This is a genomic window from Caballeronia udeis (assembly GCF_044909315.1).
GTDB classification, from domain to species: Bacteria; Pseudomonadota; Gammaproteobacteria; order Burkholderiales; family Burkholderiaceae; genus Caballeronia; species Caballeronia udeis_A.
In genome coordinates this window covers 177,582-197,353 of record NZ_JBIYEB010000006.1, presented here as the reverse complement: position 1 = coordinate 197,353, position 19,772 = coordinate 177,582, and the positions used below count along the sequence as shown (strand labels likewise).

General features: G+C 62.7%; 19 protein-coding genes. 13 read left to right on the top strand and 6 right to left on the bottom strand.

The genetic code is table 11. The annotated features are described in order from the left end of the window. Positions 1-91: 91 nt before the first annotated feature. Positions 92-442: a flagellar hook-basal body complex protein FliE gene (gene fliE, locus ABH944_RS12600; RefSeq protein ID WP_404606258.1), complete on the bottom strand. Its 351-nt coding sequence runs from the start codon at positions 440-442 to the stop codon at positions 92-94. A gap of 334 nt (positions 443-776) precedes the next feature. Here fliE and fliF point away from each other — a divergent pair, with 334 nt between their 5' ends. The 13 genes from fliF (at position 777) to fliR (ending at position 12,642) form a co-directional block, all read left to right on the top strand. Next, entirely contained in the window at positions 777-2,555 is a 1,779-nt protein-coding gene (fliF, locus tag ABH944_RS12595) for a flagellar basal-body MS-ring/collar protein FliF (RefSeq protein WP_404606256.1), read from the top strand. Further along, complete coding sequence (gene fliG, locus ABH944_RS12590; protein ID WP_404606255.1) at positions 2,545-3,540, top strand: flagellar motor switch protein FliG; 996 nt, start codon at positions 2,545-2,547, stop codon at positions 3,538-3,540. The genes fliF and fliG overlap by 11 nt, the downstream gene beginning before the upstream one ends. Next, positions 3,533-4,207 carry a flagellar assembly protein FliH gene (gene fliH, locus ABH944_RS12585; RefSeq protein ID WP_404606254.1) on the top strand — a complete coding sequence of 225 codons (675 nt, stop codon included), beginning with the start codon at positions 3,533-3,535 and terminating at the stop codon, positions 4,205-4,207. Before fliG ends, fliH begins: the two co-directional genes overlap by 8 nt. Further along, positions 4,201-5,751, top strand: a complete 1,551-nt coding sequence (gene fliI, locus ABH944_RS12580; RefSeq protein WP_404606253.1) for a flagellar protein export ATPase FliI — start codon at positions 4,201-4,203, stop codon at positions 5,749-5,751. The genes fliH and fliI overlap by 7 nt, the downstream gene beginning before the upstream one ends. 24 nt (positions 5,752-5,775) lie before the next feature. Further along, entirely contained in the window at positions 5,776-6,225 is a 450-nt protein-coding gene (fliJ, locus tag ABH944_RS12575) for a flagellar export protein FliJ (RefSeq protein WP_404606251.1), read from the top strand. A gap of 56 nt (positions 6,226-6,281) precedes the next feature. Next, positions 6,282-7,835, top strand: a complete 1,554-nt coding sequence (locus ABH944_RS12570) for a flagellar hook-length control protein FliK (protein ID WP_404606250.1) — start codon at positions 6,282-6,284, stop codon at positions 7,833-7,835. 419 nt (positions 7,836-8,254) lie between these two features. Beyond that, entirely contained in the window at positions 8,255-8,749 is a 495-nt protein-coding gene (gene fliL / locus ABH944_RS12565; RefSeq protein WP_404606248.1) for a flagellar basal body-associated protein FliL, read from the top strand. A gap of 69 nt (positions 8,750-8,818) precedes the next feature. After that, complete coding sequence (fliM, locus tag ABH944_RS12560; protein WP_404606246.1) at positions 8,819-9,817, top strand: flagellar motor switch protein FliM; 999 nt, start codon at positions 8,819-8,821, stop codon at positions 9,815-9,817. Positions 9,818-9,872: 55 nt separating this feature from the next. After that, positions 9,873-10,247 (top strand): flagellar motor switch protein FliN, encoded by a 375-nt coding sequence (fliN, locus tag ABH944_RS12555; protein WP_404606477.1) that lies wholly within the window; start codon positions 9,873-9,875, stop codon positions 10,245-10,247. Continuing rightward, positions 10,244-10,768: a flagellar biosynthetic protein FliO gene (gene fliO, locus ABH944_RS12550; RefSeq protein WP_404606245.1), complete on the top strand. Its 525-nt coding sequence runs from the start codon at positions 10,244-10,246 to the stop codon at positions 10,766-10,768. Before fliN ends, fliO begins: the two co-directional genes overlap by 4 nt. Further along, on the top strand, positions 10,768-11,544 hold the full coding sequence (gene fliP, locus ABH944_RS12545) for a flagellar type III secretion system pore protein FliP (RefSeq protein ID WP_062084877.1): 777 nt from the start codon (positions 10,768-10,770) through the stop codon (positions 11,542-11,544). The genes fliO and fliP overlap by 1 nt, the downstream gene beginning before the upstream one ends. Before the next feature lie 34 nt (positions 11,545-11,578). Continuing rightward, entirely contained in the window at positions 11,579-11,848 is a 270-nt protein-coding gene (gene fliQ / locus ABH944_RS12540) for a flagellar biosynthesis protein FliQ (RefSeq protein WP_062084878.1), read from the top strand. A gap of 2 nt (positions 11,849-11,850) precedes the next feature. Continuing rightward, the gene (gene fliR / locus ABH944_RS12535; protein ID WP_404606244.1) at positions 11,851-12,642 is read left to right on the top strand and encodes a flagellar biosynthetic protein FliR; all 792 of its coding nucleotides are present in this window, start codon (positions 11,851-11,853) and stop codon (positions 12,640-12,642) included. 22 nt (positions 12,643-12,664) lie between these two features. Here the strand turns inward: fliR and ABH944_RS12530 are convergent, their stop codons facing one another. The 5 genes from ABH944_RS12530 to flgJ all read right to left on the bottom strand — a co-directional run bounded on the left by ABH944_RS12530 (position 12,665) and on the right by flgJ (position 19,717). Then, positions 12,665-13,780 carry a Fic family protein gene (locus ABH944_RS12530; RefSeq protein WP_404606242.1) on the bottom strand — a complete coding sequence of 372 codons (1,116 nt, stop codon included), beginning with the start codon at positions 13,778-13,780 and terminating at the stop codon, positions 12,665-12,667. 229 nt (positions 13,781-14,009) lie between these two features. Beyond that, on the bottom strand, positions 14,010-15,284 hold the full coding sequence (gene flgL, locus ABH944_RS12525) for a flagellar hook-associated protein FlgL (protein WP_404606240.1): 1,275 nt from the start codon (positions 15,282-15,284) through the stop codon (positions 14,010-14,012). A 10-nt stretch (positions 15,285-15,294) separates the two neighbouring features. After that, positions 15,295-17,247, bottom strand: a complete 1,953-nt coding sequence (gene flgK, locus ABH944_RS12520) for a flagellar hook-associated protein FlgK (protein WP_404606239.1) — start codon at positions 17,245-17,247, stop codon at positions 15,295-15,297. 347 nt (positions 17,248-17,594) lie between these two features. Further along, positions 17,595-18,344, bottom strand: coding sequence for a flagellar brake protein (locus tag ABH944_RS12515; protein ID WP_404606476.1), 750 nt, complete (start codon positions 18,342-18,344; stop codon positions 17,595-17,597). A 398-nt stretch (positions 18,345-18,742) separates the two neighbouring features. Beyond that, positions 18,743-19,717 (bottom strand): flagellar assembly peptidoglycan hydrolase FlgJ, encoded by a 975-nt coding sequence (gene flgJ, locus ABH944_RS12510; protein ID WP_404606474.1) that lies wholly within the window; start codon positions 19,715-19,717, stop codon positions 18,743-18,745. Positions 19,718-19,772 lie beyond the last annotated feature (55 nt).

Genomic DNA, 19,772 nt, shown 5'->3' with positions numbered 1-19,772 from the left:
GCAAAAGCTTTAGGCGTGCTTTGCGTCACAACGAGTTCCAGGGAGGGAAATAGTCGGCAGGGTCGAGCCGCAGAGCCAGGCGGCGGTGCGTTCAGACCGAGATGTTCATGATGTCGTTGTAGGCGGACACAAGCTTGTTACGGACCTGCAAACCGAACTGGAACCCTACGTTCGCCTTCTGCATGTCGACCATCACGTCGTTCAGCGAAACGTTTGGCGCGCCCACTTCGAACGCATGCGCCTCGTTGAGCGCGCTGGTCTGGCTGCTGCTGATGTTGTCGAGAGACGACTTCAGCACGTCCGCGAAACTGCCGGTGCTCGCTGCACCGGATTCGGGCACGACGCTGCCGCTCGCGACGTTGCCGGCTCCGCCCGCCGCTTGCGTCGCCATGGTCTGCATTTGCTTGAGCGCAGAACTCAGCGGGCTGATGGAAGTATCCATGAAGTCTCCATAAGGAACGGAAAGGAACTGAAAATCGGCAGCAACATATGGATTGCGGCACTTCTGGGACAATTCGAACCGGGGCCTGTCCCGGGCCTCAGGCCCACGTCTGCGTGTAAGCCTGGGCGGTTCGCCACATGGTCTGACCGATTACGAAAAAGTCTAGCAGCAGCGCCATTTCGCAAAGCGGCGAAAGGGGACCAAAACTCGCGTCTATTCGCTGGATCGACTTACTTCTCCTTACGGATAATTCCTCTCATGAAAGTGCCTGCAGTGCGCGCGGCCGTCGCCGGTGCATTTCGCAGAAAACGCAAGACTCGGAGAGTTTCGAAGCATGGATTCCACAACCAACCTGATCAACCCGGACGCCCGCATGGGTCTGACTGGCTCGCAGCCAGGCGCCGCCGGGTCGATCGCCGCAGGTACGGGCGGAGCCGGCTATTCGGGCGGCGCGGACTTCGGCGGCGCCGGCTTCGGCCCGCGCATGGCGACCCTCAACCAGTTCCGCAACAACCCGCGCATGCCGCTGATCATCGCGGTGGCAATCCTGGCGGTGGTGGTGGCGGGCCTCGTGATGTGGTCGCGCCAGCCGGATTACCGGGTGTTGTTCAGCAATCTCTCCGACCGCGACGGCGGCGCAATCATCGCTGCACTGCAGCAAGGCAATATCCCCTACAAGATTGCCGAATCGGGCGGCGCGATCCTGGTTCCGAGCGACGCGGTGCACGAAACCCGTCTGCGCCTGGCGTCCCAGGGTTTACCGAAGAACGGCTCCGTCGGCTTCGAATTGATGGACAACCAGAAGTTCGGCATCAGCCAGTTCGCCGAACAGGTCAACTATCAGCGGGCGCTTGAAGGCGAGCTGGAAAAAACCATCGCGTCAATCTCCTCGGTGCGCGAAGCCCGGGTCCATCTCGCCATTCCGAAGCCCAGCGTGTTTGTGCGCGAAAAGGAACTCCCGACCGCGTCGGTCATGCTGAATCTCTACCCCGGCCGCGCGCTGGATGAGGGTCAGATCCTCGCGATCCAGCATATGGTGTCGTCCAGCGTGGCGGACCTGCCGGTGAAGGGCGTGACGATCGTCGACCAGGACGGCAACCTGCTGACGCAGCAAAGCTCGGCGAACGGCCTGGACGCGTCGCAGCTCAAATATGTGCAGCAGATCGAGCGCAATACGCAGGGCCGGATTGATGCGATCCTCGCGCCGCTGTTCGGCGCAGGCAACGCGCACTCGCAGGTGAGCGCGGATATCGACTTCTCGAAGCTCGAGCAAACCGCCGAAAGCTATGGTCCGAACGCCAACCCGCAAAACACGGCGATCCGCAGCCAGCAGTCGAGTGTTTCGAATGACAGCGGTGGCGCGGCCGCAGGCGGCGTGCCGGGCGCGCTGTCGAACCAGCCGCCGGCCGCAGCGTCCGCGCCTATCGACGCAGCCGCCAGCGGCGTCGACGGGAAAGCGGCGCCGGTCAGCATGCGCAAGGACACCACGACCAATTACGAAGTCGACCGCACCGTGCGCCACTACGAGCAGCCGATGGGCGGCATCAAGCGCCTGTCCGTCGCGGTGGTGGTGAACTACCAGAAGCAAGTCGATGCCAAGGGCCTGGTGAGCATGCAGCCGCTGTCCGCCGACAAGCTCGAGCAGGTGCAGCAACTGGTGAAAGACGCGATGGGCTACGACGAAAAGCGTGGCGATTCGGTGAACGTGGTCAACAGCACCTTCCTGGTGGATTCGACCGTGATTCCCGACGTGCCGTGGTGGCGCACCCCGGACATGATCGCGCGCGCGATTCAGCTCGCGAAGTACGCGGGGATTGGTGCGGTGGCGTTGTTCCTGTATTTCAGCATGGTCAAGCCGGCGATGCGCCGCGCGTTCCCGCCGCCTGCCCCGCCGCCCGCGCTCGGCGCACCGGACGACCTGTCGATGCTCGACGGCCCGTCCATGCCGAAATCGCAGGAAGAAGACGAAAAGGATGCCGAGGTGAGTTTGCTCGGTCACGAAAGCAACAAGGCCAAGTTCGAACGCAATCTCGACTACGCGCGCATGGTCGCGCGCCAGGACCCGAGAATCGTCGCGACGGTCGTCAAGAATTGGGTGTCCGATGAACGCTGAAGGCCTCAATAAAGCCGCGCTCCTGCTGATGTCGATCGGTGAATCGGAAGCGGCGGAAGTGTTCAAGTATCTCGGGCCGCGCGAGGTGCAGAAGATCGGCGCGACCATGGCGACGTTGAAAAACGTGACGCGCGAGCAACTCGACAGCGTGATGACCGAGTTCGTCCAGGAAGCCGAGCAGCACACCGCGCTGTCGCTCGATTCGAGCGAATACATCCGGACGGTGCTGACCAAGGCGCTGGGCGAAACCAAGGCCGGCGCGCTGATCGACCGGATTTTGCAGGGCAGCGATACCAGCGGCATCGAAGGCCTGAAGTGGATGGATTCGGCCGCTGTCGCCGAGCTGATCAAGAACGAGCATCCGCAGATCATTGCGACAATCCTGGTTCACCTGGACCGCGACCAGGCCTCCGAGATCGTGGCGCTGATGACCGAACGCCTGCGCAATGACGTGCTGCTGCGCATTGCCACGCTCGACGGCATCCAGCCCGCCGCGCTGCGCGAACTCGATGACGTGCTGACCACCCTGCTCTCCGGCAGCGACAACCTGAAACGCGCGCCGATGGGCGGCATCCGCACGGCGGCGGAAATCCTCAACTTCATGTCGACGGCGCACGAAGAATCCGTGATCGAAAACGTGAAGGAATTCGATGCGGAACTGGCGCAGAAGATCATCGATCAAATGTTTGTGTTCGAAAATCTCCTGGAACTGGAAGACCGCGCGATCCAGTTGCTGCTGAAAGAAGTGGAATCCGAAACGCTGATCGTCTCGCTGAAAGGCGCCCAACCGCCGCTGCGGCAGAAGTTCCTCGCGAACATGTCGCAGCGCGCCGCCGAACTGCTGGCCGAAGATCTCGACTCGCGCGGCCCGGTGCGGCTCTCGGAAGTCGAGGCGCAGCAGCGCAAGATCCTGCAGGTCGTGCGCAACCTGGCCGAATCGGGTCAGATCCAGTTAGGCGGCAAGGCCGAGGACGCATATGTCTGATGCTGCCGAAGCCGCCAAGAAAGCTCGCATGACCGCTTATCAGCGCTGGGAGATGGCGTCGTTCGATCCGGTTCCGGCCGATCGCAGCGCCGCCGATCAAGCCGCGCTCGAAAAGCACCTGCGCCGTGTTCGCGACGAAGCGCACGCGCAAGGACTGGCATCGGGCCATGTGGCGGGTCAGGCAATGGGCTACAAGGCCGGTTATGACCAGGGTTACGAACAGGGCCTGGAAGAAGGCCGCCGCGAGTCGCGGGCAGAAGCCGCGCGGCTCGCGCAGATGGCCGACACCTTCAAGACCGCGCTGCAAGCCGCCGACGCCGTTGTTGCCGAAGCACTGACGGCGCTGGCGCTGGACATCGCCCAGCAAGTGGTTTCGCAGCATCTGACGCTTGATCCGACCGCTGTGCTGGCGGTCGCGCGCTCGGTGATCGCGGCCGAGCCGGCGCTGTCCGGCGCGCCGTATCTGACGGTGAACCCCGCGGATTTGCCGATTGTCGAAGCCTATTTGCTGGAAGAGCTCCAGGCGGCGGGATGGGCGGTCAGGACCGACCCGGATATTGAGCGCGGGGGCTGCCGGGCGCAGGCGGCAAGCGGTGAAGTCGATGCAACCAACAAGACGCGCTGGGAGCGTGTGGCGGCGGCGCTCGGGAGGTCACAGCCATGGTGAACTCAACCCACGTCAACATGAGCGCTGCGCGCCGCGTCACGCAGGAAGGGTTGAGCGAGCTCGAACAGGAACTGGCGCGGGCGTCGTTCGGACCGCTCGCCGCGGACGATGACGCCGAACCGACCGTCGAAGAAATCGCGGCGCAGACCATCGTCGATCTCGCCGATATGGCGAACAACCCGTATCTGGACGGCTGGCGCGCGCAGCTCGAAGCAAGCAAGGCGCGTAGCCAGATTTCGAAACCGCTGCGCGCATGCGGGCGTCTCACGCGTGCAGCCGGCCTGGTGCTGGAAGCGGTGGGATTGAAGCTGGGCGTGGGGTCGGAATGCATGATCGAGTTGCCTGCCGGCAGTTCGATCCCGATGGCCGAAGCCGAAGTCGTTGGTTTCTCCGGTGACAAGCTGTTCCTCATGCCGACCACCGAAGTCTCCGGCCTGTTGCCCGGAGCGCGCGTGTATCCGCTGGAAAGCGCGCCGATCAACGACCCGATGGCCGGCGCCAAGCGTTTGCCGGTGGGTTGGGAGATGCTCGGCCGCGTGGTCGACGCGTCGGGCAGGCCGCTTGACGGCCTTGGGCCCCTTGGCTCGAAGGTCGATGCGCCGCTGACCGCGCCGACCATCAATCCGCTGAATCGTGAGCCAATTCACAAGGTGCTCGACGTCGGCGTGCGCGCGATCAACGCGTTGCTGACCGTGGGACGCGGCCAGCGCATGGGCCTGTTTGCGGGCTCGGGCGTGGGCAAATCCGTGCTGCTCGGCACCATGGCGCGCTACACGAGCGCCGAAGTGATCGTGATCGGGCTGATTGGTGAACGGGGCCGCGAGGTGAAGGAGTTCATCGAACAGATTCTTGGCGAAGACGGGCTCGCGCGCTCGGTCGTGGTGGCGGCGCCGGCCGATGTGTCACCCATTTTGCGGATGCAGGGTGCGACCTACGCGACCTCGCTGGCGGAATATTTTCGGGATCAGGGCAAACACGTACTGCTGCTGATGGATTCACTCACGCGCTATGCAATGGCGCAGCGCGAGATTGCGCTCGCGATCGGCGAACCGCCCGCCACGAAAGGCTATCCGCCCTCCGTGTTCGCGAAACTGCCGGCGCTGGTCGAGCGGACCGGGAACGGCCGGGAGGGTGCCGGATCGATCACGGCTTTTTATACGGTCTTGACTGAAGGGGACGATCAGCAAGATCCTATCGCCGATTCAGCGCGCGCGATTCTCGACGGCCACATTGTGCTGTCGCGTTCGTTGGCCGAAGCGGGGCATTACCCGGCCATCGACATTGAAGCGTCCATCAGCCGGGCGATGACGGCGCTGATCGACGACAAGCATCTGGACCGGGTGCGTTTGTTCAAGCAGATGTTGTCGCGCTACCAGCGCAACCGCGATTTGATCAATGTAGGCGCGTATTCCACGGGGCGGGATGCGTTACTCGATCGGGCGATTGCGCTGTATCCGCGGATCGAAGCGTTTTTGCAGCAAGGATTTCGTGAACAAGCCATGTTTGAACCGAGCCTGGCCCAACTCGATGCGTTGTTCGAATAAAGATAATTTAGGAACCTGACTTCCATGTCCAAGCATCTGCCGATCAAGACCCTGATCAACCTCGCGGAAGAAGAGCTGGAGGCTGCCACGAAAAAGCTTGGCAAGCTCCAGCAAGAACGTGACGAGGTGGAGACGCAGTTGAACTCGCTGGTTACGTATCGCGACGAGTATCACGCGCGTTTTACGGCGTCGGCCCAGGAAGGCACGACCGCGCAGACGCTGCGCAATTTCCAGGCATTCGTCGATACCCTCGACTCCGCCATCAGCCAGCAGCGCGTGCTGCTGGTGGGCGCGAACCAGCGGCTGGAAGCGGCCAAGCCGGAATGGCAGCAGCGCAAGCAGAAGCTGGGCTCATACGAAGTGCTGGCTGCGCGCGGCGAGTTGGTGAAGGCGAAGCATGAAGCACGCATCGAACAGCGCGATTCCGATGAGCACGCTTCCAAGATGTTGCGGATGCGCGCCGAAAAGGCATGAAGCCGGCTTGAATATTTTAGCGATTTTTATCGTGGATACGATACAAGGGACCCAGTATGTCGACCGTTAATTCTGCCAGCACGATGCTTGGCCTGAGCGCTGCCCAATCGCGGAACGCGGCGGCAACGTCGGCGAGCGATAACGCGGCGGCATCGTTTGTATCAACGCTGCATAACATAACCACCAAGGCGAACGAGGAAGCGGCCGCCCAGGCGCGCGTGCAGGCTCAAGCGCAGGCGGCGAAAGCCGCGGCGGCGGCATCGGCCGCGCGTGGCAGCGTCCACGACGCGCCCAAGCCCGACGACGCTTCAACTGCACAAGCTAAAGCGGCGGCAGATCAGGCCGACAGCGCGGATCAGGCTGCGGCGGCAGATCAGACGCAGGCGGCGGGTTCGACTTCGGCGTCGGCTTCATCCGCTTCATCCGCGGCCAATCAGGCACAGGGATCGACTGGCTCGACGGCGACGGCATCCACGACGGCGGCTGACGCAAGCGCAACCGACGAAGCCGCTCAGGCGGACGCGGCGAAGGCGCAACCGGAGGCTGTTGCCGCCGCGGCGGCAGCGACTGCCGCTGCGACCGTCGCGGCAATGTTGAAAGCGCGCGGGGCGGCCGCCGCCGATCCGGCCACGGCAGCGACCGACCCGGCGACTGCCGCGATGGATGCAGAGGCGATGAGCGCAACGTCTTCCACGCAATCGAAGGACAAGTCAGGCGACGCCAAGGCCGCGGATGATGCCGCGGTTCAGGCTGCCCTTGCGCAGTTGGCGAATACACAGGGTGCTGCGACGCCATCGCCCGATGCTGCGGCAGCGGCCGCCGCTGCCTTGGCGAACGGTGCGAACGCGGCCAACGCTGCAAATGCCAACGCGGGCGGAAAGGGGGGCGGTTCGAGGCAGTCGGGTCGGGCGGTATCGATGACAGCGTCTGCGGGTGATTCCACGAACCGTGCATCGGCGACGCAGCAAACCGGCACGACATCAGCTTCGCAGCAAGCCGATGCAACGGCGCTGGCGACCGCGACACCGGCCGATGACGGCAGCGCCGCGTACAAGGCGACGGCTGAGGCTGCAGCGCATTCGGCTTCGATGCAGGCAGCGTCGGCGACGGCGGGAAGCGCGCCGGTCCAGAGCGCGGCGGCAGCAGCCGGCAGTGCAGCGATCGCACCGCATGTCGGGTCGAGTGGATGGGATGAGGCGTTCAGCCAGAAGGTGGTGTTTCTGTCGAATGGTCATCAGCAGAGTGCTGAATTGACGTTGAACCCGAAGGATCTGGGACCGCTGCAAGTGGTATTGCAGGTCACGGACAACCACGCGCATGCGCTGTTTGTTTCGACGCACGCGCAGGTTCGGGCGGCGGTCGAGGCAGCGTTACCGACCTTGCGTGAAGCGATGCAGGCGAACGGAATTGGTTTGGGCAGCGCGAGCGTCAGCGATGGTTTCGCAGGCCAGCAATCGGGCCAGCAGGATGGTGGAGCGTCATCGAATGCGGGTAGAGGCGGCCGAGGCTCGGGTGGAATGAGCGGCACGGATGACGGAAGCATGGATGCACTGAGCGCGATCAGCATGCCGGTGCGCAAGCAGGTGGGGTTGGTCGATACATTTGCTTGAAGCGGGGCGAGCGCAACGCTCGCCGAGCGAGCCTGTAACCAGAGCCGGGGCGGGCGTCATCCGGCGAAGATGACGTGCCATTAAGACGGCGAGAGCCGTAGATAATCCTTGAGCTCTGGTGCTTGCCCGACACCCGTGGCCAAGCGTGTCCATGTTCGAATTCGCGCGGCTGCAGACCCTTAAAACAGCGACCCCGACCGCCAACCCTGCAACCCTGCAACCCTGCAACCAGGCATAGCCCCCGCTACTTCCTCCGCAAGCCCTCGCTCAAATCCCCCCGCGCTTAAGCAAAATCCACTCGTCGATCCGCATCGACAAAACCCAAACTCACGAGTTAGCCCTAATAACCCCTTCTGTTCGGGCCATCACGGAGACTCACTTTCGCCAACAATTCAGGCTACAGAAAGAGGTCCGCAATCATGGCAAGCACCACCGCAACTCAACAACCTATTGTCACCGTCAAGAGCGGCAGGATGAAGCGCATCTTGCTGATCGTATTAGGTCTTATCGTTTTGCTGAGCGCTGGTGCCGCTGGTGCTTACTACTACTTCCAGCACAAGCCTGGTTTGGGAGCGGCGGCCAAGCCGGCGCCCGCAGCCCCTCCGGTGTTCTTCCCGCTGGAGTCGATGACGGTCAATCTCCAGTCCGACGACACCATGCACTACTTGCGGATCGGCTTGACGCTGAAGCTGCCGGACCAGAAGGCACAAGCCGCGCTGACCGAGCGCATGCCTGAAGTACGCAGCCACATTCTGATGTTGCTGTCGGCGAAGCGTCCGGACGACCTGGCGGGGATCGACGGCAAGCGCGAGCTTGCGAAGGAACTGCTGGAGACGGTCCAGAAGACGGGCGGCACGCCGGATGGTCCGGCACGTGTCCAGGAAGTGTTGTTCACGGAATTCGTCGTTCAATAATCCGCGCAACCACCCTCGCCTTCAGCCGCTTCAGCACAAGCAACCGCGCACAGGAACCAAGGAACACTCATGGGCCACGAAGAGTTCATGTCGCAGGAGGAGGTGGATGCCCTGCTCAAGGGCGTCACCGGGGAAGTCGACACTGTTGCCGACGAAACGCGGCACCATGGCGTACGCCCCTACAACCTCGCGACCCAGGAACGTATCGTCCGCGGCCGGATGCCCGGCCTGGAAATCATCAACGACCGCTTCGCGCGCCTCCTGCGCGTGGGCATCTTCAACTTCATGCGGCGTTCGGCGGAAATCTCGGTCGGTCCGGTGAAGGTGCAGAAGTACAGCGAATTCACCCGCAACCTGCCGATCCCGACGAACCTGAACCTCGTCCACGTCAAACCGTTGCGCGGCACGTCGCTGTTCGTGTTCGATCCGAACCTGGTGTTCTTTGTCGTCGATAACCTCTTCGGCGGCGACGGCCGTTTCCACACACGCGTGGAAGGCCGCGAATTCACGCAGACCGAACAACGCATCATCAGCAAGTTGCTGAACCTTGTATTCGAACACTACGCGGCATCGTGGAAAACGGTGCGTTCGCTGAACTTCGAATACGTGCGCTCGGAAATGCACACGCAATTCGCGAACGTGGCCACGCCGAACGAGATCGTGATCGTCACGCAGTTCTCCATTGAATTCGGCACGACCGGCGGCACGCTGCACATCTGCATGCCGTATTCGATGATCGAACCGATCCGCGACATCCTCTCCTCGCCCATCCAGGGCGAAGCGCTCGAAGTGGATCGCCGCTGGATCCGCGTGCTGTCGCAGCAAGTGCAGGCCGCCGAAGTGGAACTCACGGTGGATCTGGCGGAGATCGGCACGACCTTCGAAAAGATTCTCAACATGCGGGCAGGCGATGTCCTGCCGATCAATGTGCCCGAAGTGGTCACGGCAAAAGTGGACGGCGTGCCGGTCATGGAATGCGGCTACGGAATTTTCAATGGTCAATACGCGTTGCGCGTCCAGAAGATGATCAGCGCAACCGACACGATGAAGGAAGGTGGATATGAGTGACGTAACTGAACCGGGCACGCTGCCGTCCGATCCGCTCAAGGGCGAGGACTTCGGCATGGACGACTGGGCAAGCGCGCTGGCCGAACAGAACGGCAATGAAACGCCGGCGACGGCTTCGTCAGCGGGCGTGTTCCAGCCTTTGTCGAAAGTCGAGGCGCCCTCGACGCGCAATGACATCGACATGATTCTCGATATCCCCGTGCAGATGACGGTGGAACTCGGGCGGACCAAGATCGCGATCCGCAACCTGCTGCAACTGGCGCAGGGGTCGGTGGTGGAACTCGACGGCCTGGCCGGCGAACCGATGGACGTGCTGGTCAACGGCTGCCTGATCGCACAGGGCGAAGTCGTGGTGGTCAACGACAAGTTCGGTATCCGTCTCACCGACATCATCACGCCGTCCGAACGCATCAGGAAGTTGAATCGATGAAACGCCTTGCCGCATGGGCCGCACTTGCCATGACGCTTGCCGCCCACACAGCCCACGCCGCCGACATGAACGCCGTCAATCACGCGGCGCAGATTGCATCGGGCGTCGGCGCAGGCACGGCCGTGCCGTCGCTCGGAGTGGGCGCGGTGCTGCAGACGCTGCTCGGACTGGCGATCGTGATTGCGTTCGTGTTCGGCTGCGCATGGCTCGCGCGCAAATTCGGCGTGGCAGGCAGCCAGCGCACGGGTCTGGTGAAGGTGATTGGCGGGGCGTCGCTGGGCAACAAGGAGCGCGTCTCGGTGGTGGAGATCGGCGATACATGGCTCGTGCTCGGCGCGGCGCCCGGCAATGTGCGGTTGCTGCACACCATGCCGGCGGGGTCGGTGGCCCTTAACGGCACGGACGCAGGCGCGCCCCCCGAGGGCCAACCGCCCCAAGGCAGTTTCGGTCAACGTTTTCGCGATGCCCTCGCCGGTGAAGCGACCAAGCGCCTGCAAAAGTTCGCAGGCGGGAGCAAGTAATGCAGGCTCGTTTTCCAGCACGGTGCGTGAGACTGGCCAGGTTGTTGCTGCCTGTCGTCATGCTGGCCCTCCCCTATACCGCTTTCGCGCAAAGCACCGCGGGACTTCCCGCGTTCAACACCAGCGCTGGCCCGAACGGCGGCACGACGTATTCGCTCAGCGTCCAGACGATGCTGCTGCTCACGATGCTGTCGTTCCTGCCGGCCATGCTGCTCATGATGACGAGCTTCACGCGCATCATCATTGTGCTGTCGCTGTTGCGGCAGGCGCTGGGTACGACCAGCACGCCGCCCAACCAGGTGCTCGTCGGACTCGCGCTGTTTCTCACGCTGTTCGTGATGTCGCCGGTGCTCGACCGCGCTTACGCCGACGCATACAAGCCGTTCTCCGACGGCACGATCACGATGGACCAGGCCATGACGCGCGGCGTCGCGCCGTTCAAGCAATTCATGCTGCGCCAGACCCGCGAGGCCGATCTCGCGCTGTTCGCCCGGATCGCCAAGGCACCGCCCATGAACGGTCCCGAAGACGTGCCGCTCTCGCTGCTGGTGCCGTCGTTCGTGACCAGCGAGCTCAAGACCGGCTTCCAGATTGGCTTCACCATCTTCATTCCGTTCCTGATCATCGACATGGTGGTGGCGAGCGTGTTGATGTCGATGGGGATGATGATGGTGTCGCCCACCACCATTTCGTTGCCGTTCAAGCTGATGTTGTTCGTGCTGGTGGACGGTTGGCAGTTGCTGATCGGCTCGCTCGCGCAAAGCTTCGTATCGTAGAACAGAGAAAGACACCAGGACCGAGACTCACACGATGACACCCGAATCAGTCATGTCGATCGCGCACCAGGCCATGTATGTGGCGCTGTTGCTCGCCGCTCCTTTGTTGCTGGTCGCGCTGGTGGTCGGCCTGGTCGTGAGCCTGTTCCAGGCCGCGACCCAGATCAACGAAAGCACGCTCTCGTTCATTCCGAAATTGCTCGCGGTAGCGCTCACGCTCGTGATCGCCGGTCCGTGGATGCTGGAAACGCTGCTCGATTACATGCGCCACGTTTTCACCATCACGCCCGCCATCACCGGCTGACGATGTTCTCCGTCACTTACGCGCAGCTCAATCTCTGGCTGACGTCCTTCCTCTGGCCGTTCACGCGCATCCTCGCGCTGATCGCAACCGCCCCGCTGCTCAGCCAACAGGCCATTCCGATTCGCGTCAAGGTCGCGGTGGCCGGCTTCCTCGCGCTGATCGTGGCGCCCACTATTGGCGCGCTGCCCCAAGTGACCGTGTTTTCCGCCGATGGCGTGATGATCATCGTCAATCAGTTCCTGGTCGGCGCGGCGCTCGGCATGACGATGCAGATTGCGTTCGCTGCCATCGATGCCGCCGGCGAGTTTATCGGCATGCAGATGGGCCTCGGTTTTGCGATGCTCTACGATCCGCGCGAGGGCGGGAATTCGGTGGTGATATCTCGGTATCTGAACACCATCGCCATGCTGGCGTTCCTCGTGCTCGACGGCCATCTGCAAATGATCAGCGCCCTCGTGCAGACGTTTCAAAGCGTGCCGGTGAGCGCGAACGTGCTGGGTTCGGCCACCTATGCGCGCGGCTGGCAGACGCTTGCCACGTACGGCGTGAGCGTATTTTCCACGGGCTTGTTGCTGTCATTGCCGGTGGTCACCGCGTTGCTGATCGCCAACCTGGCGCTGGGCATTTTGAATCGCGCGGCGCCGCAGATCGGGATTTTCCAGGTGGGCTTTCCGGTCACCATGCTGGTCGGGTTCCTGCTGATCCAGTTGATGATCCCCAACATGATCCCGTTCTTTCAACGCATTTTCGAAAGCGGTATCGACCAGATGGGGCGCGTGGCGGCCGCGCTTTAGCACGCCGCTCAAGTGGCAGCAGTCAATCAACCAGCTCGTACGCCGTGCTGCGTCCGCCTGACATCGATCTCCGCAGCACCCCCAATGCCATCAATTCGCCGATGTCACGCAACGCTGTATCCGGCGAACACTTCGCTATGGCGGCCCACTTGCTGCTGGTCAGCTTGCCGTCGAAACCATCCAGCAGCCGCTTCAGCAGCTTGATCTGCCGCTCGTTGAATGGCGCGGCAGCCCAGCGCTGCCAGAAACGCGTCTTGACCAGCACTGTGTCCACGGTGTGCTGGGCGTTGTCCACTGCGCGATGCAACGTGTCCAGGAACCATGTGAGCCACGCGGTGACGTCGAGCGATCCGCGCTGCGTCCGCTCGAGGATGTCGTAATAAGCGCTGCGCTCCGACTGGATCTGCGCGGACAAGCTGTAGAAGCGCTGCGGACTGCCGTCGGCGCGGGCGAGCAGCAAGTCGCCTATTGCCCGGGCAATGCGGCCGTTGCCGTCGTCGAAAGGATGCAGCGTGACGAACCACAAATGCGCCAGCCCGGCCTTGATGACCGGAGCCACTTCGGAGTCGCGATTGAGCCAGTCGAGAAAACGCGCGGTCTCGGCCTCGAGCCGATTAGCCGGCGGCGCCTCGAAGTGAACCCGCTGGCGGCCGATGGGTCCGGAGACAACCTGCATGGCGCCGTTTTCGTCGTTGCGCCGTGCACTGATCTGGATCCGGGACAACCCGCTGAAGCCGGTGGGAAACAACGCCGCATGCCATGCAAACAAGCGCTCGCGGGTCAGCGGCGCGTTGCAACGGGCGGTCGCGTCGAGCACCATTTCGACCACGCCTTCCACGTGCCGGTCGACGGGTGCAAGCGCGCCGATATCCACCCCAAGCCGGCGGGCGATAGACGATCGGACCGAGTCCGCATTCAGCCTTTCCCCTTCGATCTCGCTGGTCTTGAGCACGTCCTCCGTCAGCGCGATGAGGCTCGCCTGGTTGCGCAGGGTCAAACCGACATCGGCGAGCCGGCCGAGCAGCAAACCCTGGGCGCGACTGACCGCAGCCAGCGGCGCGGCGATCACCGACAGATCGTAGCGCCAGGCCGGCCAGTCGGGATCCTCCCAGATAAAAGTCCATTCTCCGCGTTTCATGCGGTGATTATGAGGCGTAATCACCGCAAATTGTGGTTTATTCTCCGCATTAAATACGGAGAATAAACTCTCTATTCACCGCACGCGTTTGGCTGCGAGGGTTCCAGGCGTTCCAGACGCATTGGCGCCGCCCATACGCCGCCCAATAAAAAGGGCCGCCCTTCAAACCGGCGGCCCAAAACACATCCCACTGCCCACATCAATTCCTTCCCTGCTCGCCCCCCGGCGCTTAGCTGCTCAAGTAGTTGAACAGCGACATCTTCTGGATCTGCGCAAACGCCTGCTGCGCGGCCTGCAGCGAGGTCTGCGTCATCTCGTACTGGCTGATCGCAGCCGGCAGATTGACGCTGACCAGGTCCGACAGATTGCTGGCGGTTTGCGTCGAGGTCGTTTGCATCGCGGTCTGCGTGGCAGTGACTTCCTGCTCGCGGCCACCCACCGCCGTCTGCGTCGTCAGCACGTTGTTGTACGTGTTGCTGATTTTCGTGCCCGCCGTGGTCAGCGCGTTTTGCAGCGTCGCCAGCGAGGAGGTCGAATCGGCAGGCTGCTTCAGCGCATTCACCAGCGAATCGAGCGTCGTGAAAATGTCGGTGTCGCTGACGTTGCCGGTGTTCGCCGGCGCCACGGTGAACGTATCGCCCGATGCCGGCGTGCCGGAAATAGCGACGGTCTGCGAACCGAGCGTGATGTTGTCGCCGGCCGTGTAAGGCGTCGGCGGGGTCACGGTCGTTGTGGTGCCCGTCGCTGGATCCAGCGCCGTAACCGAGTACGAACTGACGGTCGAGGTCGTGGGCGGCGTGCCGGTGGTCGTGGTGCCGAAGGTGATGGTGTAGGTCGACGAGTTGGCCGGATCGTTGCTGTTGGTCACGCTGACCGGACCGATCGTGCCCGACCCGGTGTTGGCGGCCGATCCCGACGAAACCGGCGAGCTTTCGTTCGACGAAACGCTTTGGAAGATTGCCGAACCCGGATCCGCGACGTTGATCGTGCGGGTGTCGGAAATCTGCACCTGCCGCTGCCCGGGGCCGCCCGCGTAGGTCGCGCCCACGCCGGAGGCGTTGTCGTTGAACGGTTTCGAGCCGCCCTGGAAGCCGGCAAAAATGTAGTTGCCGTTGGCGTCGGTGGTGTTGGCGAGCGTCATCAGCGTGCTGCGATAACCCTGGAGCTGGGTCGCGAGCGCGCTGCGGTCGGTGTCGTTGAGCGTGCCGTTGCCGGCATTCACCACCAGCGACTGGATGCTCTGCATCACGTTCGTCACGCTGGTGAGCGTGGAGTCTTCCTGCTGCAACGAGGTCAGCGCAGACGACTGGTTGGTCGAGTATTGCGCGAGGTTGGCTGCCTGCGCGGTCAACGCCACGGCCTGCGCGGCGCCGAGCGGATTGTCTGCCGCGGTCTGCAAGCTTTTGCCCGATGAGATCTCCGCATACAGGTTGGAGAGCGATGCCTGCTGATTGTTCATCGTCGAGACGCCCGACGTGAAGTACTCGAAGGTGGAGATGCGCATCGTGAAAACCTCAGTTGAAAATGCCGAGCAGCGTTGTGAACAGCGTGGAGGCGGTCTGGATGACCTTGCTGTTGGCCTGGTACAACTGCTGGTACTGAATCAGGTTGGCGGCCTCTTCATTCAGGTTCACGCCCGACACGGACTGCTGCGCCGACGTCGCCTGCGTGAGCACCGCGGTCGCCGACGTACTCGAACTCTGCAGATTGTTGGTCTCGTTGCCGATCTGGTTGACGTAGTTCGCGTACGCGCTCGTCAACGAGTCCGTGCCGCCGTTCAGCGACTTCGCCGTTCCGAGATTCGCCATTGCGAGTGCGTTGCTGCCGTCGCTGCTGCCGCCCTGGTTCGCCGCAATGGTGAAGGTATCGCCGTTTGCCGGCGTGCCGCTGATCGTTGCGCTGACACCCGTGCCGTTCGATATGGTGAGACCCTGGGCGGGGCTGTACGCGAACGGGGTGCCTGCCGCAACGGTCGTGCCGTTCGGCAACGTGACCTGCACGTTCGAGGTCAGTTGCTGCGCCGTCGAGTTGTACGTCAGCGTCATGCTGCTCGGTATCGAATATCCGGCTATCACGGTTGCCGCCGAAATGTTCGCCGTGCCGGCGTTGCTCGCTCCCGCCGATGCCACCGCCGGGGACGCCGCGGCGATTGCGGTCGGGTTCGTGGTCACCAGCGAGAACGCGGCGAGCGCGCCGCTCGTTGGCTGGATGGTGAACGAATCGCCGGCCTTCATGGTGCCGCTCGTCAACGAGATATTCAGCCCCGCAACCGTGCCGCTGACCGCTCCGGTCGTCGGATCGGCTGTGAGCGTGCCGAGCGCCGCGCCGCTCGCGCTGTCGGTGAGCGTGTAGTTCGTGCCGTTGTACGACAGCGTGTAGTTGCTGCTGGGCGGCTGGGTCGGATCCGCAATCGATACGCTAAGCTGAGCATTGCCCGTGTTGCGCGAATTCGCATAGGTGGTCGGGCTGCCGGTCGAGAACAGCGCGGTGCCGGGGTTGCCGTTCAGGTCCACGCCCAGAGAGTTTTGCTGGTTCAGTTGCGCGGCGAAACTGGTCGCGAGCGAGCCAAGCTGGGCCTGCGCCGGATCGAGCGACTGGCTGCGAAACGCAAGCAATCCGCCTACCGTGCCGCCGCCGAACGTGGAGTCCGGCAAATATTGCGTTTGCGCGGGCGTCTGCGGCGAGCCGGTCGGCGATGCATACGCGATCGACAACTCGCTCGGGTCCGACGTCGACGTCACCGCCTGCAGTTGATACCCCGTGGTACCCGAAACCAGCGGCTGGCCCGTGCCGATCGACACGTTGTACATGCCGTTGACCGTGGTGACCTGCACGTTCGTCAATTGGCTGAGGTTCGATACCGCCTGATCGCGCGCATCGAGCAGTTGGTTCGGCGGCTGGCCCTGCGCGCTCGCGGTCACAATCTGGCCGTTCAGCGCGGCGATCTGGCTGGTGTAGCTGTTGATCTGCGTGACCGCGTTGGTGAGCGACTGGTTGACGCCGGAGCGAAGCTGGTTGTAGTTCGCAGCCGCAGCATTCATCTGGTCGACAAGCGATTGCCCGCTGCTCATCAGCGACTGCCGCGTCGACGTCGTGGCGGGGCTGTTCGCCACCGACTGCAAGCTCGTGAAATAGCTCGTCATGCCGGCGCCAATACCCGTTGTCGGATCGCCCACGAGGTTGTTCAACTGCGACAACATCGAATAGTAGGTGCTCAGCGAACTGCTGGTGGACTGCGCGGCATTGAGCTGCGTGGTCAGGAACGAACTGTAGGAGCGCGTGACAGTTGCCGTCGTCACCCCGGAGCCCAGATAACCCGAGGTCGTGTATTGCCCCGACGCTTCCTGGTACACCGGCTTCTCCTGGGTGTAGCCAGGGGTCGCGGCGTTGCTGATGTTCTGTCCGGTAGTCGTCAAACCCCACTGGGCTGCATTAAGACCACTGACGCCGATATCGAATAGGGACATGCAAGGAATCCTGGTAAAGGCCCAAAACCCGGGCCGCCGCTGTCAGACGGCAACTGGTGTATATCGGCCGATTGCAGAAAAAGTTGAATCCCCGCGCGGTGGTTCGGGGCGCGCGTGGTTTGAGCGCCGCCCGGCTCAGGCCCCGACGAAACCTGCACGCGCACTGCGCCATGACGGATTATTCATCGGCATTGAACTGATCAATCGATGAAGCAACGGGGGGATTGGGCGTCAGTTCGCCGGATGGACGGGTGGGGTGTTACGGGGGGAAGGAGTTGAGTACTCTGACGTGAGCTGGCGTGGGCGGAGCGAGCGCAAAGCTCGCCGCCGCATCAACCGCATCAAGCTTAGCGCGCCAGCGACCGGCGCTTCATCTCGAGTTGCGTAATCAGGCGCTGCAGCGTGTTTTCCGCCGATCCCGGCAAGCTCATGAACTTGAAGCCGAGCGTATAGCGCAGTTCGCCCTTCGTATTCTCCGTCTGCCGGTTCGACATCAGTTGCAGGTCGAGCACCACCTTGCCCGGGTTGCTGAAGTGCAGCTCCACGGAACGCAGGATCAAGCCGACTTCCATGGATGCAACCCGCTCGTCCATGGTCCGCAGCGCCACGCCACCCAGCGACAGGTCGTTCACTTCAAAGCGAAAACGCTCGCCGTTCGGCAGTTCGCCGCTGCAGATGTAGGGATCGAGCACGGGCGCTTCCACACGGAAATACTCGCGCCGCTGCATGTAGAACAGCACTGGCGGAAAATCCGCTTCAAACGCCGGGCGGCCTTCGAAGACGACTTCACGCGGTGTGCCGGTCGCGAATTCCACACGGATTCCGTCGGGGCTCGCGTGAAACATCAGGTTTTCCGTGCGCAGCATGGCCTGGTTCTGCTCGGGAATGCCGCCCCAGTCGAAGACGAATGTATGCGCCGCCGGATTCACGTCGAGCAGGCGCGTAACGATCTGCCCACTGCCGTGATCGACAGTCAGGAAATCGGCCCGGTTGACGAGGTTGCGTAGGGAGACACCGATTTCCAACGGATTACGCCGGCCGAAATCGTGAGTGTCGGACTCGTCGTCTGCGATGCCGGAACCATTTGGCGGATTCATGTTCATGGAGCTTGCCGTGTTCGTTTGCTCGCTCGCGTCCCGTTGCCCGGGACTGTTTGAGCGTCCAACCGGACCCTGCGGGTCCGGCACTTCGATATGTCATTTAGCGGCAACGGGGACAGAATATTTAGGGTGGGTTGTAAAAAAACTTCCCTAATCCCGTCCCGGACGACCGAAAACATTCGCAAAGTGCGCAAATCGAAACGAACCGGCACGTTCTCTCCATTTCGATGCGTCCCGGCCGGCTGCCTTCCAGGCGCACCATGCGCCCGTTCCTCGCCGTCAGCCTGCATCGTCTTATAGTGCGACATTAGCCCCGTCGCTTTTGATACCTTACTCGTAATACGTTTTGTGTACCTATATTAAATGCCGCAAAAGGTGCGCCAGTCCGCACTCCATCAAGCGATGTGCCGCATGATCGAAATCAACTTTTTAGCGTATTGCGGGTCGGTTGCGTAGCCCGCCTTCTGCATTCCGTGCGCAAAACCCGCGGCATCGCGCGAGGCTTCCACGACCGGCGCGTAGCGCGGATTGCTCTTGAGCACGCTGGCGTAGTCGGTGAGAGCGTCTTCGTACGAGTCGTACGAGCGGAATTTCTCCACCACTTTCTGCGGTTTGCCGTTGACGTATTCCGTGGTTACGGCGCTCGTGGTCTTGCCGGTCCAGTCGCTGCTCGCCTTGATCCCGAACACGTTGTGACTCGTGGTGCCGTCGGTGTTCTTGATCTCGCGCTTGCCCCAGCCCGACTCTAGCGCCGCCTGGCCAATGATGAATCGCGCCGGAATCCCGGTCGCCGAACTGGCCGCCTGTGCCGGCGCGGCCAGCCGGTCGACAAACGCGGCGACCTTGTCCGAGCCCACGCCGCGTGCGGGCGGCGTCAGCGCGCTCTCGGCGCTATAACCGTTGCCGGAAAGCGATGCCCTCGCGGACCCCGGCGCGTTCGCGTACGCCTTTGCCATCGCGTTCATGGCGGCAAGATTGCCGGCGTTCGCGCTGCTGTCGCCACTCGCGTCCGCGCCTGCCCCCGCGCCGTTCGCGGAAGACGTGGCCCCGGCGTTGCGCATCAGTTGCTTGAGCATCATGTCGGCTACGCCAATGCCCTTCGCGCCCATGTTCTGCGAAAGCTGCTGGTCGAGCATCGACGTGAAGGTCTTGCTGTCGTTCGAATCGAAAGGACTGTCCGACGGCGTGGCGTCCCGCATGCTCTTCAACATCATCTGCGTGAAAACGGAGTCGAATTGCTTGGCCGCCGCCTTTAAACCCTGCTGAGGGTTGGCGTTGGCCTGCGCGCGCATGGCGTCGAAGCCCTGCACGTCGAGCGCAAACCGGTTCGACAACGAACCCAGGCCGCTGCTCGTGTCCGTCGTATTCATCGATGCGAGCGCGTTGCTTGTCGTACCGGTCCCGTTCGCGTTCATGACCTGTCGC

Excerpts from the sequence above, each read along its gene's own strand:
- fliE (WP_404606258.1), bottom strand. The coding sequence starts at position 442 with ATGGATACTTCCATCAGCCCGCTGAGTTCTGCGCTCAAGCAAATGCAG.
- fliF (WP_404606256.1), top strand. The coding sequence starts at position 777 with ATGGATTCCACAACCAACCTGATCAACCCGGACGCCCGCATGGGTCTG.
- fliG (WP_404606255.1), top strand. The coding sequence starts at position 2,545 with ATGAACGCTGAAGGCCTCAATAAAGCCGCGCTCCTGCTGATGTCGATC.
- fliH (WP_404606254.1), top strand. The coding sequence starts at position 3,533 with ATGTCTGATGCTGCCGAAGCCGCCAAGAAAGCTCGCATGACCGCTTAT.
- fliI (WP_404606253.1), top strand. The coding sequence starts at position 4,201 with ATGGTGAACTCAACCCACGTCAACATGAGCGCTGCGCGCCGCGTCACG.
- fliJ (WP_404606251.1), top strand. The coding sequence starts at position 5,776 with ATGTCCAAGCATCTGCCGATCAAGACCCTGATCAACCTCGCGGAAGAA.
- ABH944_RS12570 (WP_404606250.1), top strand. The coding sequence starts at position 6,282 with ATGTCGACCGTTAATTCTGCCAGCACGATGCTTGGCCTGAGCGCTGCC.
- fliL (WP_404606248.1), top strand. The coding sequence starts at position 8,255 with ATGGCAAGCACCACCGCAACTCAACAACCTATTGTCACCGTCAAGAGC.
- fliM (WP_404606246.1), top strand. The coding sequence starts at position 8,819 with ATGGGCCACGAAGAGTTCATGTCGCAGGAGGAGGTGGATGCCCTGCTC.
- fliN (WP_404606477.1), top strand. The coding sequence starts at position 9,873 with ATGGACGACTGGGCAAGCGCGCTGGCCGAACAGAACGGCAATGAAACG.
- fliO (WP_404606245.1), top strand. The coding sequence starts at position 10,244 with ATGAAACGCCTTGCCGCATGGGCCGCACTTGCCATGACGCTTGCCGCC.
- fliP (WP_062084877.1), top strand. The coding sequence starts at position 10,768 with ATGCAGGCTCGTTTTCCAGCACGGTGCGTGAGACTGGCCAGGTTGTTG.
- fliQ (WP_062084878.1), top strand. The coding sequence starts at position 11,579 with ATGACACCCGAATCAGTCATGTCGATCGCGCACCAGGCCATGTATGTG.
- fliR (WP_404606244.1), top strand. The coding sequence starts at position 11,851 with ATGTTCTCCGTCACTTACGCGCAGCTCAATCTCTGGCTGACGTCCTTC.
- ABH944_RS12530 (WP_404606242.1), bottom strand. The coding sequence starts at position 13,780 with ATGAAACGCGGAGAATGGACTTTTATCTGGGAGGATCCCGACTGGCCG.
- flgL (WP_404606240.1), bottom strand. The coding sequence starts at position 15,284 with ATGCGCATCTCCACCTTCGAGTACTTCACGTCGGGCGTCTCGACGATG.
- flgK (WP_404606239.1), bottom strand. The coding sequence starts at position 17,247 with ATGTCCCTATTCGATATCGGCGTCAGTGGTCTTAATGCAGCCCAGTGG.
- ABH944_RS12515 (WP_404606476.1), bottom strand. The coding sequence starts at position 18,344 with ATGAATCCGCCAAATGGTTCCGGCATCGCAGACGACGAGTCCGACACT.
- flgJ (WP_404606474.1), bottom strand. The coding sequence starts at position 19,717 with ATGAATACGACGGACACGAGCAGCGGCCTGGGTTCGTTGTCGAACCGG.